This is a genomic window from Mucilaginibacter sp. (assembly GCF_028288225.1).
In the GTDB taxonomy this organism is placed as follows: domain Bacteria; phylum Bacteroidota; class Bacteroidia; order Sphingobacteriales; family Sphingobacteriaceae; genus Mucilaginibacter.
This window is the reverse complement of record NZ_JAQBOC010000018.1, coordinates 1-17255: the sequence shown is the minus strand read 5'-3', so window position 1 is coordinate 17255 and position 17255 is coordinate 1. Positions and strand designations below refer to the sequence as shown.

Below are 17255 nucleotides of genomic sequence, written 5' to 3'. Positions count from 1 at the left end.
ACATCTCGAAGAATGAATTTGATGTAATACAAATAGATAGGTTCTATATAGCCAGAAACAAGAGGCATAAAAAAATTTATTTTATTCTATCCAACTAATGTCCGTAATAAGGTAGAAATATAGAGATAGACGTCCCCGCTTATCCAAGCGGCACCCTGGGATTAAGCAGCGTCCCGCTTAAATTAAAAGCCTGTAGCTCTTATTTTATGACCAGGCAGTGCTAATCAGAACTTCGTTAAAAGTTATCTAGTGATTTAAGCGGGACGCTTGAATTTGGGGCGTTCAAGCGGCACGCTTGAACGGGCGGGGGGACAAAAAATGGTATCGTCAATCTTTTATTGTTTTTTAGTAACTAAATTTTAGACTATTACGTATAATCTAAGACTAATTATTAAAAGCAGACGCATTTTAAATGGTTAGTTTTTTTATTGACAATTCGATTAGTGCACATGAATACAAATTCTATTATAAAAGCATGGTTTACCGACCAGGAAACCACTTCCTTAATAAACGAGATAATTACAAAAATTCAATTATGCAACATTGATATTGGCGTCACAGACGATCAAATGTTATTAATGTTTTTATTGAATAAAACAGTTACGACATAATAATCTCTTAGTAAGCAATTAACCTCTTATATAACCCCTAGGGGTATTTGTGTTTAAAGCATAGCTATAGGCGTGAATGTGTTCATAATCATAGGAAGTCAATTTCAATGTCAACTATGCCGTTGCCGGTAATATCTTTCAAACCGTCTTTCTTGATAATCTCTCTTACATCATAAGGTGTTTGATTAATCCCTATTTTCAAATTTTTACTTTTATTCTGATAAGGTGACAAATTTTCGAACAAAAAGCCTGATATGGAGATGCCGGGCTTTGTTGTTTATGGTGTCTTGATAACATTAGCCAGGCTAAACCATAAAATTCTATCATTCCCGTTTCTGCGCAAAAAGCCAGTTCCATAAACCCGGCGTATCACTAACCTTGTCCCAAATGTTGTGCGCTTCATCAGGATATTCCGTATATCGCGGGTGTCCGCCGGCCTTTTTTATCGCCGAAATTATATCTCGCGAGCCACTGACCGGCACATTCTTATCATTTGCACCATGGAAAGCCCATATAGGCATATTAACAATTTTTGATGCAAGTTCAGGGTCGCCTCCTCCGCAAACTGGCATAGCAGCGGCAAACATATCGGGACGGCTACAAATAAATTGCCAGGTTCCATACCCACCTCGTGATACACCTGTTACGTAACGTCTTTTTACATCTATTCCCGGCTCGGTCAGCGCACTAATGGTTTCATAAACCAACAAATCCAGCGAAGCGCACCCGGGAATACCTCCCCAGCCTTCGCCTTCGGGGCAATAGGGTACAAAAATAAATGCAGGGTATGTACTTCTGCGGCCATCAGTTGACAGTAACTCGGCCGCTCCGGCCTCGTAACCACCATAAGGCAGGCACACAACTAACGGGTACTTCTTTTGCTTATCATAATTTTGTGGCTTTATTAAAAGATAATGCAGGCTGTCTCCTTCGCTGTCAACAAAAGTTCTGGCTCCCCCTGCTAACCAAACCAATCGCTGCGCCTGTACAGCAGTGTCTTTTCGCCAATCATATTGCGAATCACTTTCATTGACCAATAATTTTCCAGTTGTTATTGTAAATACTACAGCGGCTATCGCAAGTACACCTAATATGCTTACTAAAAATCTCTGCCTGGGTACATTCGCATTTTCGGTCTTTAATGTTCTGAACTCACCCACGAAATTCATGATAAACATAACATCAACCAGGTACCAGGCAATCGGACTCCATTGGGCGATTTTTCCAAATATGTTAATAATCCATGCATTTTTAGGATACATGCCTCCAATAAGTGCCGACACTAAAACGAGGCCGATCACCAACCCGCAAAATCCTACCAGTTTTAACCAGAATCTTTTTCGTGTATTTGAAAATATAAGGACTACAGCGTATACAATAATAGCGCATAAGTTAAGAAGAACTGCAGGCATATAATAGCTTCTTAATTCTCCTGACGTTAAGGCGATATAAAGGACAGTGGTATAGCCGAGATTTGTTATTACGACAATGACTCCTGTAAAAAAGGCCAACCGGTAGTTTCGATCGTAATAATACTTCAACAATAATATTGATCCTATAAAGGCAGTGATGTTCCCCACTAAAAACCACTGGACGTAGGAATCGAGCTTGTAAATTTCCGGCCCCATTTTGAACCCGATTATGAAGTTCCATATACCGGAGGCTGTGGTTAGACCCAAAAAAACAATTAAAATAATGTAAAGGATTTTATTCATCGTTAAGCTGTTTTACTTGGTTTATGGTCTTTTTGGGCTCAATTGGTGTGCTGGTTGAGGTGTTTGTTACGAAGCTGTTTAAAGCTGACGGTTAAATATACAGGCAATTTACAAATTTTAAACGACTGTATAAACCCCGCCTGTCCAAGCGTGCCGCCTGGATATATAGAAATTTAAGCGTCCCGCATAAAATAAAAGTCTGTTGCTTTTATTTTATGGACACGCAGGGCCAATCCGAACTTCGTTACATGTTATTTAGTGATTTAAGCAGGATGCTTAAATTTGGGGCGTTCAAGCGGCACGCTTGAACGGGCGGCGAAGACTGTGTCTCCAGCGCACGGACTACATAGTTCCATTTCGCCATGATATAGTTTTATAATTGCCCGCATCTGTCGGATTGTTGCAGTTGAGATACTGTAGTCACAGACTACAGGCATAATAGTCCGTAGACGCGTTCTACGGACAGCGGCGACTACAGTCGAACCCCTGATACTCTTTTTCCGATATAACGGCAATATCTTGTCTCGATTCCACCCTTAATTTGTCGTTTTTACACAGCGTAAAACCCTGAAATGACTTCGATATTTGTATTGTCAATAAACTCAAAACAATTTAAATTACATTTTATGAAAAGAGTATTTAAAGGACCTCATGTCCTCAAACCGGTATTAATAATTGCTATGCTTTGTTTTACAGTATTTCAGTCTAACGGGCAACAGCTTAAACCTGCCGACAGTGGCTATGTACCTGTTAATGGTATTAAAGTTTATTACGAAGTATATGGTGAGGGTACGCCTCTGGTTTTGCTGCATGGTGCTTTCATGACCATTGAGGGGAACTGGGGGCAATTAATACCTGAATTGTCAAAAACACGAAAAGTAATTGCCATTGAAATGCAGGGACATGGGCACACACCATATTCAGACAGAAAATTAGACCTGGCTACCCTGGCAAGTGATGTAGATGGGGTAATGAATTATTTAAAAGTTGACAGTGCTGATGTTGTGGGATATAGCATGGGTGGTTCCGTGGCTTACCAGTTGACCATAAAAAGCCCTAAACGGGTAAAAAAATTAGTGATCATTTCTTCTACTTATAAAAGTACGGGTTGGGCGCCCCAAATAGCTAATGCGTTTAAAAACATGAAGCCTGAAATGTTTGCGAATAGCCCGATGAAAACGGCATATGATGCAGTAGCGCCTGACAAAACAAAATGGACAAAGTTCATAGACCAGATGCTTGGTTTTCTCGCTACGTCATTCGACATGGGCGACAGCAATATTGCGAAAATTACATCGCCGGTATTGATCATTTCAGGCGACAATGATGGCCTGGATAAAGTTGAGTTGGCGAAAACCTATCAATTACTGGGAGGTGGCGGATCTGCTGATATGCAACCGATGCCAAAATCGCATTTGGCCGTTGTTCCTTCGCAGAGTCATGTTGGCGTGATGATGCAGTCGGGTACCATATTAGGTTACCTGGATGGCTTTTTGAAGTAAACATAATCGTAAAAAAGTGCTTCGATAAATATTTTCGAACTACGAGTGTTAATGTCAAATCATCTACAAACTAATTATAAAAAAATGAGAAAGATCAGAATTTTTGAACATATCTCGCTGGATGGCGTGATAGAACATGACGGAGACTACACCTATGGCGCATGGACGACACCCTATCGAAGCCCTGCCGGGGCGGCAATCCTATTGGAGGCATACGGGCCGAACTTTGACCTGCTGCTTGCCCGCCACACCTACGATATATTTAGTGGCTTTTGGCCTACTGCCGGAGATTTCCCAATGGCAAATGCTATAAACGCTGCAACGAAATACATCGTAACCCACAGGCCCGACAGCCTGGAATGGGGCCCGGTGCAACATTTGGGCGGGGACGTTATAGCGGCAGTTCGCGATCTCAAGTCGACAGACGGCCCCAACCTGATCGTGGTTGGAAGTTCGACGCTAACATCCGTGCTGCTTGACCAGGGACTGGCTGACGAGGTTGTGCTCATCACCTACCCGGTTTTGCTTGGCCGGGGTAAACGCTTATTGTCGGACAGTATTGACGCCCGGGAACTTGCTTTTGTTGACTCGAAGACCACGCCCACAGGTTTATTCATCAACACTTATCGACACGTTGGACCGCTGAAATCCTAATATTTCACCGATGCAGGCGGCTGAGCGGGCGACAATCTATTATTATTGGTTTGTTCAGCCTGGCCAGTATGGCTTTCAAATCCACCAAAAAGTTCACCGTTTCGCGCGTTCCCTCAACAAGGCCCTTTTCAGGCGAGTCTGGGAGCTGTCCAGGTGTGCAAAAGCGACTCGTGCCCCACAATCTGTCCCGACAAAAAACGCAAAATCCTGTAAATCAAACGATTTACAGGATTTTGTTACTATCTAAAAACTATTTTGGCAGCTTTAAACGATGTTTTTATAACAGCTCCCATGCTATCCATGCAGAAAATTCGGCAATTTTTAAACCTAAAGCAATTTGATCAGCATTAAATGGTTTGCCATTAATGTCGCCTATGCCGCTTCCTTCGCCTACGGGCGGGCGATGGTTTACATCAATTGAATGCCTCCAATATTCTGCGTGATGTGCCCATTCATCCTGATTTACTAACTCAGGCGAACCAGCCCAGAGGTTCCAGGTCAAAACATTGCCTGCCTGTAACAGATTACCGGATCCTAAATTAAAAATTTCCATAACCTGGTTGTTAAAATCATCAGCTTTCGGGTCAGAAGTTGAATCGATATCTCCTATCCTCACTGCTAAATTTGCAACAGCCCATGCATAGTCATTCCAATGTTTGGCCCGGTCAGGAAAAGGATAATCAGGGCGTTCACCCATCCGCACTTGTATGTCATTTTTGCCACCCTCATCAGTTGCATTTATCCTGATTCCTTTAAGTTTACTGAGCGGCAGCTTGTTATTCAATTTGTCGTCCAACTTCAGCAGCAGTTGCCAAAACTTCCCGTCAACACTGTCCGGGCTAAACCAAATGGTAGGTTTAATGGTTATATCTGCTGCAAATAACTGTTCTTCAGGTGCAGTCTCGTTAATCCAACCCCTGTTTCCGGTAACGGTAACTTCAATATTCATCGTAGCACCCAGTGTCGGAAAATAGACGCCTTGTTGAGGGCATATGATAGACCAGACTCTTCCGGTATTATCATACCCGAGCCTGGATATATCCGGCGCGAACATTTGGTACATTCTTGTAGCGGGATCTCCTTTAGTTAGCTCCCAGCTAAATTCCGGCCACTTAGCCCTCAACATACGCGTAATGTTTGGAATGTGATCCAAATTTCCTTCAAAAGGCAGTGATGAAAGAAGTTGTGCGTTTGGATAAGGCTGATTGGGCGGATTTTCGGAAAAACCACCAATCCATCCTGCTGGAATAAACGATGGTTGTTGAGCGATGTCGATTCTGTGATTTTGGCTCATAATTTTAAATTTTTTGTGATAAATTATTGTTTAGGACTGCCGGCGGGTTAAGCCGTATAATCTTATTGCCAAGGCGACATTAAGATCAAGATCAATATTAGTTAAAATAATACAAAAACTGCATCAGAATATTGTCCTTTTTTGAATTCCTTTATAACCACTTGCTTGATAATTGGTTTGAACGCCCCCAACTGTCCGTAGACGCAGTCCCGGACAGCGGGCATGATTTCCAAAAGTCCGCTCAAAGAAACTGTACTACCAACTGCTCCCATTCCTTTTCCAGCGAAAGCTTCGGGCGGGTTTGGCGTGCTTTGCTGTACCAATAATCCGCATTTCGGATATCACCTTCTTTACGGTGCAGGTAGGCATGTACCCACGCAGATGCCTGATCATCCAGGTGATCAACTTGTGCATGTGCCTGGTGCCAATCGCCCTTGCCATCGTACCAAAGGCTTTTTAACTGCACAGAAAGTTCACTAGCGGGCTGTTCTAAATTTAATGATGCTTTAAATTCGGCTAAAGTTTTCATGGTGGATTGGTTTTTTCGAAAATAAGCATTAAAAGGCATTTGTGCAGGACGTTTGTAAAGCATCACTATTATCCTGTTAGTTGCTTTCCGCCATACAGTAGTCATAGACTACGGGTATAATTTGTCCGTAGACACAGTACCTACGGACAGCGGGATTGTGATGCAGAATTGAAAACATTTCCTTACCTTGGTTACCGCACGTTCCCATCCGTGGCAATTTATACAACAGGCACAATCAAGTGATCTGAGTTGGTGTGGAACTGGTAATAACTGAATCTTAAACCAATCAAACCATGAAAAAAATAACATTGTTCCTTTTAACAATTTCCTTAGCCTGCATGGCGCAGGAAAGGCCGCAGGCTACTGCCGTTGTAATGACGCCGGAACTCACACGGGTAGTGATCGATACGTTGTCCAAAGCATTGATCACTAACTATGTTTTCACAGATAAAGCACTGGTTATGAGTAAATACCTTAAGGGGCAATTGGCAAAGGGCGCCTACCGGGCTATCAAAGACCCGCAGCAGTTTGCCGCGCGGATCTCGGCCGACCTGCAAACTGCCTGTCCTGACCTGCACATGGGTTTCCATTTCGATCCCCGGCTAGCGCAAATGGGTGCGCCTCCGCCAATGCGTGCTCCCAACCCGCACCAGGATTCGCTTAGAAATGCCGATATGGCGGAGCGTAATTTTGCGTTCACAGCTTCAGAAATTTTACCAGGCAATGTGGGCTACGTAAAATTTAACGGGTTTATGGATGTTAGCCCCGCCGCCAAAGAAACCGTTACAGCGGCTTTTCGCTTTGTACGGCATACCAAAGCATTGATCATCGATCTTCGGGAAAACCATGGCGGCAGCCCGGAGATGGTTAAACAGGTGGCGAGTTATTTTTTTGCGGACAAGACCCGGGTAAATGATATCATTGTCCCCAACAAGCGTGACACCGCAAAGGGCTGGACGGACCCAACAGCCACCGACGGGCTTATCCTGCGGATGCCGGTGTATGTATTAACCAGCAGCAACACGGTTTCGGCGGCTGAAGATCTCGCCTACGCGATGCAGGCGACAAAAAGGGGAACTATAGCAGGTGAAAAAACAGCAGGCGGCTCCCATCCGGTAGGGCCGGTTTTTTTGGGACATGGCTTTGTAGCGGGCATTCCGTTTGCCCATACGTATAATATCCATACCGGGACAGAATGGGAAGGCACCGGGGTTATTCCTGACATTGCACTTAAGGGGGATGCATCGCTGGACGATGTCACTTTAGCTTTATTCCCGAATTCCTGGGCTGCAAATCAGCATAAAGCCGTTGACCGGCCGGTAGACGCCCAGGCTGTGCAAGCCTACCTTGGAACTTATGAGGGCGGGCTAAAGTTTTATGTAAAGGAGGGTGCCCTGTATTGTGAAAACCCGGAACGCGGGAACCAGGTTTTTAAATTGCGTTATATTTCGCCCGGTTTTTTCCAGTTGGACGAAAATGTACAGATTAAATTCGGCCAGCAACAAGGGTCCGCTTCCGGTATGCAGTTTTACTGGAGCAACGGTAACATCTCGTTTAAACCAAAGATCCAATAAAAAGATTTAAAACTTCGTGGCACATGCTCCGTTTTAGCAGGGTTTCCCGTGGGGGAGACCCTGCGTATTCCCGCAACCCACGCCGGTTCAAGGGGGCTGCTTGAACCGGCCTGGAAGTTTGTTATTTGGATAAGTTTAAGTAGCTTCGGATAAACCTTGCTGCAATGAATATATTTTTGGCTTGTTTAGTTTTAATAGTTGCCGGACTATGCTATTTCCTGCCAGCTATTATTGGCCGTAAAAAGAAAAATGCGACCGCAATAGCCTTTTGCAATCCATTCTTCGGATGGACTATAGCCGGATGGGTGGTTTGTTTAATTTGGGCTTTGTCAGGCGATTGATTATTCCGGCAAGGGGGAGCAGAGGAGGTAGTGGTAATAAATAAAGTAGCACGCTTGTTAGTAAAGCTTGCTACCTGTCAGCGGTACACGAGAACTCCACCTCTTTTGGCCGTGGCTGCATTCTCGCGCCAGAGGAGGGGGTTCAACTACACCGGTTGAACAAGGTATTGCAGCAGGTTTGTGGTGTAGTTGGGTTCTGCAAACTGAACTCCTACATTTTTTTTGCGTTTGTATGGTCTTGTTTGTCTAAATTGAACTCTGGAAAAAGATGTTCTCCAAGTTTTACTATAGACCAGAAAACCATATCGGCCAGTTCGATGGTATAAGATTTTATATCAAAATAGCCATGTGCAATATTGTTGCGCAGGTCAAGCCCGCTTTTCGTATACAAGTAATTTAATACCTGATACTCCTGATCAGCTAATACCTTAAGTTCTTTCGACCGTTCAAGCAATTCCGGCAAATAGATCTCCCGTAACTCGCTTGACGCAGTGTCAATCGTGGTCGTTGAGATTTCCTTGAGTTTAAATAAACTTCTCAAAAGAAACTCCAACCTGATGACCATGGCATCGATACACACAATAAAGTCGGCCTCACCTGAATTCGTTAAAGATTTAGTGACTTGTTCCAAATAATGAATTAATGCTGGGCGTATGTAGTCATAAAAACATATCGGGGTTGATTTTCCGTCTGTTTCCGCCTGATGAATGATTCCTATCCAATTATTTCTGAAATGCTCGTCCATCTTTTCGACGGTTAACTGCCGGCTCTTAATGAGTTCATGCATAATGGTAACTATAATTTGCTTGGCAGTTAATTGAAATTGAGCGTGATACGTCGTATCGGCGTCGTTTTTCGGCTTAGCCTGGTCTTTTAAAAGTTTTGAATTTTGGTTCTTATCGAATTGATAAACCGTAAACAATGACGTTAACGATCTACTGCTATGTACCGCCGCTGATGTCCCGAACCTGGGAAGAAAGCTATTGTCACTTCCTAAAACAACAAGTCGCGCTTCATTCGGTACAGCGCTGATCCATTTGATAATTCGCTCGTTCATCGCGAATAGCTGTACCCCTAACGTATCACTCAAGGGAATTCTGACCCGGGCAAACGGTTTTCTTTTTTTCTTAAACAAAGCAAGCTCATTGGCCGTCGCCTTAAATTTTTCATCAGCCTTTGCGAACCGGTAATATTTCATTGCTTCGGCAAGGTGTGGGATGACGACCAGTCCGGTCTTATCGTCTTTTCTGCCATTGGCATCAGCCCTTATTTTATCGCCCAACTGTTCATAAAGTAGCAGTGCATCGCCTGTTTTATAGTAGTTGGCCACCTTGATGGCACAAAGATGGATCTCTTTCGCCTGGAAATATCCCTTCAGCACAGGATTGCCCTTGACTTCTTCCACAAAAGGTAATAAGTTGACTGCCTTTAAGATCTTTTTTGCTTTTGAAAGTAAATGGTCTATGATCATTTCTTTCATCCATAACTCAGTTCTCGTTTGGATAAACTTCTCTAAAATGTTGGTAGCGCCAGAAACGCCTGATTTATATTTTAAATTCAGGCTTAATATCAATGCCTGTTGAAACGATTGTTTAAAAGGGCTGAAAAACTTTTCATCATTAGAAAGCTTTGAAAGACAAGATCTTGCAACCTGCAGGTAGGATTCTATTGCTATTTTAACATGTTGGAATGACTTGTGAAACTCCCACAGAATATGTCCGTATCGGCTGATCGAGTAAAGGTTGGGGCTTTGAGTAATTCTCTTTTTTAAGTAAACAGCGGCGGCATCTGACGATAGTCGCTCTATTCCGGCAGCTGTTAAGCTATTAAAATGCCCTTCGTCATCGGGAAATGACATAAAGCAAAAAAACTCTACCGCCATCGGCGTTCGATCAAATAATGGTTCGTCCTTATAAAGGATAACTACCTCATTGGCTAGATCAATGGCATCAGTAGCAGCGTAAGGCATCTCTTCCTGATCTACAAGGGCGTAAAACGTTCGCTCTGATAATGAAATGTCGGTATCCAATAGGCTTAAATATTTGTGATAAAAATAATCAATAAATACCGATGTACTGTTTACTGGTGACAATGAATTATATTGCATACCATTTAAAATCCTAAATTAATATGAATTTACCGCCTGAATCAACTACCACTCAACAAATACTCGCCTCTTACTTGCAACAGATCGAACACAAAAGATCCGGTGGTGCTGTCAATTTTAGGGGTACAGAGTTTCAGATCGCCTATGCAGTATTAATCCTTTTAGATAAGCTTAATGCCGACAGTGGCGACAAATACGTTCATCTGGAAGGGCTGGAAGATCTTGATGTTGTTTCAGAGCGTAAACCCGATGCAAGAGAGGCAGAATATATACAGTTAAAATCGTCACAGAATCCGCTGAATGCAGGGACATTTTGGACACTTGGTGTCCTGCAAAATTTCCTTGAAGTATATGCTTTGGAACCGACGGCCAATTTCAGGTTAGTTTATAATATGAAGATCTCTGACGGAAACCTTCATGCACTGATCTCCGGGAAAATAACTGGTGGCGCATTTGCTTTTTGGGCAGAAAAATTAAACAGCTTGGGAGAACGATACAGGCATATCGATTTTGCAAGGTTCCTAAGTCGCATCTCTTACGAAAAACATAATCTCAACGATATTCTTTCAAAGATACGGTTATCACTATTGAAAAACTGGAATGTAAATGTCGGTGCCGAAGACCAGTACTTTAAAGCGCTATTTTACTTTGCCTTTACCCGCTCTAAGGGGCGTTCAAAAATTTTCAGAACGGATATCCAGCAGTTACTGATAACGGTTACGGATTCATTTTCCAAAGCCCCGGTAAATCTTGCCTGGCGACACAATTGGCTCGCCCCGGTAATTTACCAGACAACAGGAAAGTCTAATGATGATTATTTTGAAGGGAAGGCCGCCAAACCGGTACACATAGCCGACCAGTTGCCTGTACGACGAAAAGGCTGGGAACAACAGATCAATACCAAACTGAATGAAACCGATGCAGTTGTGATCCGATCATCGAGCGGGCAAGGTAAGTCAACATTAGCATGGCAGGTGGGGTTTGATCTTTCAAAACAGTATAAAATTTACCAGTTATACCAATGCGTGAACTGGGAACAAGTAAACGCTATCAAGGAATTTTTGACGGCGAGGATTGTCATCGGAGAGCAACCGTTAATCGTTATTGACGGATTAGATAGCACAATTTCTTATTGGTCAGTTCTTGCAGAGAAAATAGCAGACCTCCCCGTAAAATTATTGATCACTTCAAGATATGAAGATTGGTACCGGTACGGAGCGGACATATCAAGGATCGGTCTTCAAATAATAGACATCCAATTGTCCCAATCCGAGGCCAAAGAGATATATCAACAGCTTAAACAAAAAAACAAACTATATACAGGTTCACTAAACTGGCAACCTGTATGGGAGCAGGTACAAGACCACGGGTTGCTGATTGAATACACCTACCTGTTGACCCGTGGCCAGATGATCGAAGACCGTATCAAGCAGCAGTTGAAAGAGCTTACCCGGCAGGGCAGCGCTGCGGCTAAATTGGAGATACTGCGAATCGTAGCCGTCGCTGATTGCCTTAACCTTAAGGTAGAAACCAAAACACTGATATCATATATTAATAAAACGATACGGTTTGAACAGGATCGCGGTGCGATTTTCCAGGAATTGGAAAGCGAGTATTTCATTCGTTTTGACCAACAATATGTAGAGGGTTTACATCCCGTCAGATCGGAGCACATAAAAAATGCCCTACATGATTTCGTATCTATTGCAGATACTTTGATGGTGGTCTACACATTACTTGGGGAGGATAAATACGACTTTTTTGCTAATGCACCAGGTATGCTTAAGGACTCCGAAAGGCCTGCATTTTACAAAGAACTGGCAGGTCTGTTGATCAACGGGTCCTTTGCTGATATGGCCGCCGCCTTTGATGGCATTCTTCATGGTGAACCGCAAACATATTGGTTGAAAAATAAGTCTTTTTTTGACCAAGCTCAGTTCGGGGGAGGGATTGAGATCTTCGTTTATGACTCAATTCCTTTCGCAAATTTAAAAACGCTGCAAAAATTCGGAGAAATGCTTGGCGATGATGGCGGGCAGAATTTTCGCAAACTTGCCGAGATCGCTGAAAAACTCCCTGAATATACATTGAAAGACACAGGGGTTTCCCAATTTGGTTCTGCCTTAAGCCTGGCTTTGCCGTCAAGAAGTGCACCAATCGTTAGTTATGAAGGCCTGGAGTTCTTGTACAAGTGGTTTAACAAATTAGAACTGACATTCCATTTGAAAATAGAAACCACGCGGGAACACCTGATTCGCCAGCTGGTGGATTTGCCAGTTACGGAAAGCAAAGACCTATTTGTTTATTGTAGGATTGAGAATCCTGAAAAGTATCGTGATTTTATAAATAAAAATAAATCTGAAATCATTAGTCTTTTAAAAGTTAAAACAGATTCGATAACGATCATGGAAGAGGGGGATGAAATAACGATCAATTATTTCCTTCGTGATGATGAGATTAACCAGGCAAATGACCTTAGTGTTGACCGGATTAGAACGATCTCATCTTTCCTGCCTTACTACGATAAATACAATACCCAAGCTATTTTATTGCCGTTTCCCAACGAGCAATTGGTATCCATCGTACGGATGAACTCAAACAAGGGAATGACGCTCGAATCTATTGGAAGTCTTTTTGATGTAAATCTTAACGTAATCTGGTCATCAACGATCCTTAAAAATTATGCGGCATCATCAGTTTTTGATTGGCAAAAAGGCATCATAGATATAAGGGCCGAAGCGATTGAAACGGTTAAACCTTTCGTTCGTTTCCTAGATTCACTGATCGAAAGAAATAGGAAGAAACAACTTGCGACCATCGAACCGATGATCAAGCAACGGGAAAAGTTATCGGCTCTTTTAACGGTCAGAAAGCCTTTCCCAAGCTATAAAACAAAAGTATTTGATATAAAAACTTACGAGGCTGACCAAAAAATTATCGATAGTTGGCTCGTACATCTTTCAAATCTTAATAGCCAATTTCAGAATATAGTTAATCCCTTAAAGGATAATGACCGAAATATTGGCACCATCAATTTGAAAGCAGTTTACTTCGACCTCGAAAAGATGCAAGTTGCTTTTAGCACTATTGAAAAACTTACTTTTCAGTACTTTGACAATTCAGAGCTTTTAAGCAATGAAGCAAATTGGTACAACAGGCTCTATCAAACAGTCATGTATTTTCTTCACCATGAACCAATAGAATCACAGCAGCCTAAGGCGGTCGGAAAAAATGCCGTTTTCGAATGGTGGGATAGTTTTCATGACCGTAAGTTGAATAGGGTTAAACAAATACTTAAGGAAATAGCCTCGTCAACTGATCTGGTGTTTTACCTGCCGACACAACTTAAAGAAACTGATACATTAACCTTTGCGACGTTCGGCGTTGCAAATTTGGATCATACCAATGGCTACGAACTTTTGAGATTTAGCTTATTACTCAAGCCGCTTAAAGTTTTGGATATTCACTTTTACAGTGTGTTTTTTGTTGACAATGATACTGTACGGTCTGGCCTTAGATTTTCCAAAGACTATATCGAGGAAGTCAGCACGGAACCGGGTTTGGATATCGTGATGCCGATTCCAATTCTACCGGACGAAGAGTCGCTGCTCTTTTTACCGGAACTCAAATTTACCAAGACATCACTAAATGACGTTAAGGCCGTCTATACAACGATCATTTATGATCTATGGCGCTTGACTGAATCTCGGGCAAGGTTGGATCAGCATTCGCCAGTTGAGTTATCTTGGTTAGTTGACCTTGAGGACAAATATTCAACACTGATTTTAGATAGGGTTAGAATGATTCCCGAAAATGGAACCGACATGGCATTTCTTCAATGGTCATTGGACATTGTCGAAGGAAAAGAGATGCATAGTAAAGAGGAGTTCGTTGAAAAGCTTTTTGAAATGATTTCTTTATAAGCACCTTATTCTGGCGCTAGTATCCGGGCAAGCCAAAAGAGGTGGGCTACTAGTGCCCCGCCTGCTAAGTAACCACGATGCATGCGGCGGTATCCTTCCCCAAACATTGAGGTTCCTTGATTGTCCTGTGCAGAGTTTGCTTCGTTCCTCGCAATGACGCCATGAGAGTATTCACCCTTTCGAGCATCCGAAAGGTTAGCAAAAGCGCAAATGCGATTCGTGACTTCCTGTGCAAAACTATCAATCAACCTCAATCACCCTTATTACCATTCCAACATTTGATATATACAATATTGGGGTTATCCGCCTCTTGTGGCAGGTCCCTGATTTTGCCGATAAAAATTTCATCCTTTTCATTGGCCCAGATCTCATACTCCAGTTCGCCGGGTATTTCGCCGGTGAGCACGGTGCGGGGTGGTATTTCAAAATACTGCATAATCATCAGGATAGTGTGCCCGGTATCTGTCAGATCTTTAAAAGTTTTGTCTGCCTTGGCTTTAGCGGCTTGTACCTTGCGGTTATAGCTGATTATGGCGTCTAAGTCGCTTAAATTGCTTTGCTCTGTATAAGGCGGCGCATTGTCTAACAGGTTTTTGAAGCGTTCATTGCGCGCTGAAAACAGCTGTGTGAGGTGGTAGTATTGGCTGCACCAGGCAGTAAATTCACCGGTCATGGTTTTGGGGGTTAATTGGTTATGAAAATGTTTTTGTGCCGCGTTGCGGGTAGGCGAGCAATGCAAGCTGTGGCCCTGTGCGATTATGAATATAGTGTTTTGTTTTTAAGGCATTCATGAGCTCCTAAAGTCGGTTCCCGCCTTGGGGCGGGGAAGGGTGGGGTTTCTTGAACTGGCATACCGCTGATAATCATGCGTAAAAGCATGGCGCAGAAACCCCTCCCTCCGCCCTCCCAAGGGAGGGAATCGCACATCCCAACGCTTTTTTAATCTTTGGAACACCTATGACCTGCGGCCCGAACTAACTATCGGGTGCTTTTTCTACCGACCTTAAACCCTGATGGGGTTCTGAAAAGATGTGGGTTCACCGTAGTCCCGCTAACTAAAGTTTCCAGCTACGGACTAATTATTTTATTGCTTTACGGTCCGCCATTATTCGCTTCGGCACCCGTTGAAGTGATTGATTGATTAAAGTTATTGCTCTTTTTTCCCTGGATGGAGTTTTCGCGCATCGTTGTCTGTTTTATGTGTTCAAGGAGTGCCGGGGAGAGCTTCATGTCAATTATTGACGTTTTCATGCCCCAGGCGGGGTTGGGGCGCGCACTGGGCGTTGCTTTTTGGTCATTGGTCATTACGTCATTGGTCATTAGGGCACCTGCATATCCTTCTTCACCTGCACATCTTTCATCATCCGCGGATCCTTCCTCATCCGCACATCCACGCATCCGCACATCCGCACATTTGATAAGCCGGTTAACTGTGGCCAGGCCTATATTTAGCTGTTTGCTGATGTCGCGCTGGCTGAGGCCGGCGGCGGAGAGGGTGGTTATTTCATGAGCCAATTGCCGGCGGTCTGCGGCGGTGCGGCTGAGCAGGTGATGGCGTTCGGCACTGTTACCTTCGAATGTGAAGTGCAAAAACGCGCCAGGTTTTTGGATGCGGCACAGGCATATATTATCGTGACCGTAGCGCTGGCGGGTGTTGCGCTGCTTTATTTGTTTCAGGTAGCAGAGATCAGTGTCGATGGTGCTTTTGCCGATGGCGAAGGCGCTGTCCGCAAAGTTGATGAGCAGCTTGCTGCCGTGCAGGTCGTCGGCGCTGATGGGTTGTGTGGCGTTGCGCCGTTTGGGGGTATGCGCGAGTACGAGGATAGACAGGTTGTGGTCGGTTTTTAATGCTTTAAGGCTTTTCATGAGCGAAAGCGCCACCGCCGAATTTTCAGTGCCGCCGCGCAGGCAGGTAATGTTATCGATAATGAGCACGGTGGCCTTACTTAGATGTACTTTATATTCAATGGCGGCAATGAGCAGGTCGTTTTCGTCGACATTGGGCGGCGGATCGGGGATGAAATTGTACTGTGCGCGGAAAAAACTGTCCGAAAACAGGTGATCCTCTTCGCCATTGCTGTACCGCAGCCCAAACTGGGCCTGGCTCAACTCAAAATCGATATAGAGCACACGAGCCGGCGGCGCCTGGCAGGCAAAAGGCCCAACGCTTTGCCCGCGTGCAATGCTTTCGCCTAGCTGCACAGCCAGTACCGATTTGCCGATATTGGTATCCGCAAACAGCATACACAGTTCGCCCTGGTGCCAAAGCTCGCCAAGCAGCATTTTGGCTTCGGGTTCGCGCCGGGCCAGCTCCAGCCAGCGGTTCCCGTTTTCAATGGTAAACAGGCGATGACTGTCTTCGGGACTGGGTCGCGTGGGCTCGGGTAGTCTTTTTCTTTTAGCCGGTCGGGATGGCAGACCGCGGCTTTCGGCTCGCAGCTGCTCGATGATAGGTGGGCGTTCGGAAAATGGGTTGGTTGACATGGTTATAACGATTACAACAAATTTAAGTGGTTGCAGCCGTTAATGTGCTGACAGTGTTTTGTCAGTAGTGAAATTTAACCACGGAGACGCGGAGAGAAAACACACAGAACACAGAGAAAAAGAAATCTTAAGTTGAGAAGCCGCAGGTATTTTATGGGTTGTTCAGTTAAATTAATTCGAATTGACAAGCTCAGTGCGCTCTGTGATTTCTCAGTGCCCTCTGTGGTTAAATCTGCCAGCTCTGTTCATACCCAAACTATTCGTTACCGAACCAATTTTTCAGGACGAGACTGCAACGCTTATTTGAAATCGTTTGATTATCAGTTATTTGCAGGTTTGTTAAAATTGAACAGCCTGATAATGAACATGTTTCATAACGTTCGGGGTGTTCCGCTTGACCTTCCCTAAAATAAGTTGACAGTTTTTAAATACAATTATAGAAGGTTTATGTTAAAGAAAACGTTGTTGTTTCTTTGTCGTGTTGGAATGTGGGAAACTCCTTCAGTTTTCCATATTTCAAC

General features: G+C 43.7%; 11 protein-coding genes. 5 read left to right on the top strand and 6 right to left on the bottom strand.

The window, feature by feature from the left end; genetic code table 11:
• Positions 1 to 934 precede the first annotated feature (934 nt).
• On the bottom strand, positions 935 to 2023 hold the full coding sequence (locus JWQ54_RS05605) for a dienelactone hydrolase family protein (RefSeq protein WP_299581440.1): 1089 nt from the start codon (positions 2021 to 2023) through the stop codon (positions 935 to 937).
• Positions 2024 to 2952: 929 nt separating this feature from the next.
• Here JWQ54_RS05605 and JWQ54_RS05600 point away from each other — a divergent pair.
• Entirely contained in the window at positions 2953 to 3828 is an 876-nt protein-coding gene (locus JWQ54_RS05600; protein ID WP_299581437.1) for an alpha/beta hydrolase, read from the top strand.
• Between the two features lie 51 nt (positions 3829 to 3879).
• Positions 3880 to 4482, top strand: coding sequence for a dihydrofolate reductase family protein (locus JWQ54_RS05595; protein WP_299581434.1), 603 nt, complete (start codon positions 3880 to 3882; stop codon positions 4480 to 4482).
• Between the two features lie 277 nt (positions 4483 to 4759).
• On the opposite strand, the gene JWQ54_RS05590 is transcribed toward JWQ54_RS05595, so the two are convergent.
• Positions 4760 to 5776, bottom strand: coding sequence for a hypothetical protein (locus tag JWQ54_RS05590; protein WP_299581431.1), 1017 nt, complete (start codon positions 5774 to 5776; stop codon positions 4760 to 4762).
• A 241-nt stretch (positions 5777 to 6017) separates the two neighbouring features.
• Complete coding sequence (locus tag JWQ54_RS05585; protein WP_299581428.1) at positions 6018 to 6410, bottom strand: hypothetical protein; 393 nt, start codon at positions 6408 to 6410, stop codon at positions 6018 to 6020.
• 188 nt (positions 6411 to 6598) lie between these two features.
• Between JWQ54_RS05585 and JWQ54_RS05580 the strand changes: the two genes are divergently transcribed.
• On the top strand, positions 6599 to 7879 hold the full coding sequence (locus JWQ54_RS05580) for a S41 family peptidase (protein WP_299581425.1): 1281 nt from the start codon (positions 6599 to 6601) through the stop codon (positions 7877 to 7879).
• Positions 7880 to 8043: 164 nt separating this feature from the next.
• On the top strand, positions 8044 to 8220 hold the full coding sequence (locus JWQ54_RS05575) for a superinfection immunity protein (protein WP_299581423.1): 177 nt from the start codon (positions 8044 to 8046) through the stop codon (positions 8218 to 8220).
• Between the two features lie 211 nt (positions 8221 to 8431).
• Here JWQ54_RS05575 and JWQ54_RS05570 read toward each other — a convergent pair whose 3' ends face one another.
• Positions 8432 to 10327 (bottom strand): DUF4209 domain-containing protein, encoded by a 1896-nt coding sequence (locus tag JWQ54_RS05570; RefSeq protein WP_299581421.1) that lies wholly within the window; start codon positions 10325 to 10327, stop codon positions 8432 to 8434.
• A 23-nt stretch (positions 10328 to 10350) separates the two neighbouring features.
• Here JWQ54_RS05570 and JWQ54_RS05565 point away from each other — a divergent pair, with 23 nt between their 5' ends.
• On the top strand, positions 10351 to 14250 hold the full coding sequence (locus JWQ54_RS05565; RefSeq protein WP_299581418.1) for a hypothetical protein: 3900 nt from the start codon (positions 10351 to 10353) through the stop codon (positions 14248 to 14250).
• Positions 14251 to 14500: 250 nt separating this feature from the next.
• On the opposite strand, the gene JWQ54_RS05560 is transcribed toward JWQ54_RS05565, so the two are convergent.
• Positions 14501 to 14923 (bottom strand): hypothetical protein, encoded by a 423-nt coding sequence (locus JWQ54_RS05560; protein ID WP_299581416.1) that lies wholly within the window; start codon positions 14921 to 14923, stop codon positions 14501 to 14503.
• A gap of 419 nt (positions 14924 to 15342) precedes the next feature.
• On the bottom strand, positions 15343 to 16734 hold the full coding sequence (locus JWQ54_RS05555; RefSeq protein WP_299581415.1) for an AAA family ATPase: 1392 nt from the start codon (positions 16732 to 16734) through the stop codon (positions 15343 to 15345).
• Between the last annotated feature and the right edge of the window lie 521 nt (positions 16735 to 17255).

Excerpts from the sequence above, each read along its gene's own strand:
- JWQ54_RS05595 (WP_299581434.1), top strand. The coding sequence starts at position 3,880 with ATGTCAAATCATCTACAAACTAATTATAAAAAAATGAGAAAGATCAGA.
- JWQ54_RS05585 (WP_299581428.1), bottom strand. The coding sequence starts at position 6,410 with ATGACTACTGTATGGCGGAAAGCAACTAACAGGATAATAGTGATGCTT.
- JWQ54_RS05555 (WP_299581415.1), bottom strand. The coding sequence starts at position 16,734 with ATGTCAACCAACCCATTTTCCGAACGCCCACCTATCATCGAGCAGCTG.
- JWQ54_RS05565 (WP_299581418.1), top strand. The coding sequence starts at position 10,351 with ATGAATTTACCGCCTGAATCAACTACCACTCAACAAATACTCGCCTCT.
- JWQ54_RS05570 (WP_299581421.1), bottom strand. The coding sequence starts at position 10,327 with ATGCAATATAATTCATTGTCACCAGTAAACAGTACATCGGTATTTATT.
- JWQ54_RS05575 (WP_299581423.1), top strand. The coding sequence starts at position 8,044 with ATGAATATATTTTTGGCTTGTTTAGTTTTAATAGTTGCCGGACTATGC.
- JWQ54_RS05605 (WP_299581440.1), bottom strand. The coding sequence starts at position 2,023 with ATGCCTGCAGTTCTTCTTAACTTATGCGCTATTATTGTATACGCTGTA.
- JWQ54_RS05560 (WP_299581416.1), bottom strand. The coding sequence starts at position 14,923 with ATGACCGGTGAATTTACTGCCTGGTGCAGCCAATACTACCACCTCACA.
- JWQ54_RS05580 (WP_299581425.1), top strand. The coding sequence starts at position 6,599 with ATGAAAAAAATAACATTGTTCCTTTTAACAATTTCCTTAGCCTGCATG.
- JWQ54_RS05600 (WP_299581437.1), top strand. The coding sequence starts at position 2,953 with ATGAAAAGAGTATTTAAAGGACCTCATGTCCTCAAACCGGTATTAATA.
- JWQ54_RS05590 (WP_299581431.1), bottom strand. The coding sequence starts at position 5,776 with ATGAGCCAAAATCACAGAATCGACATCGCTCAACAACCATCGTTTATT.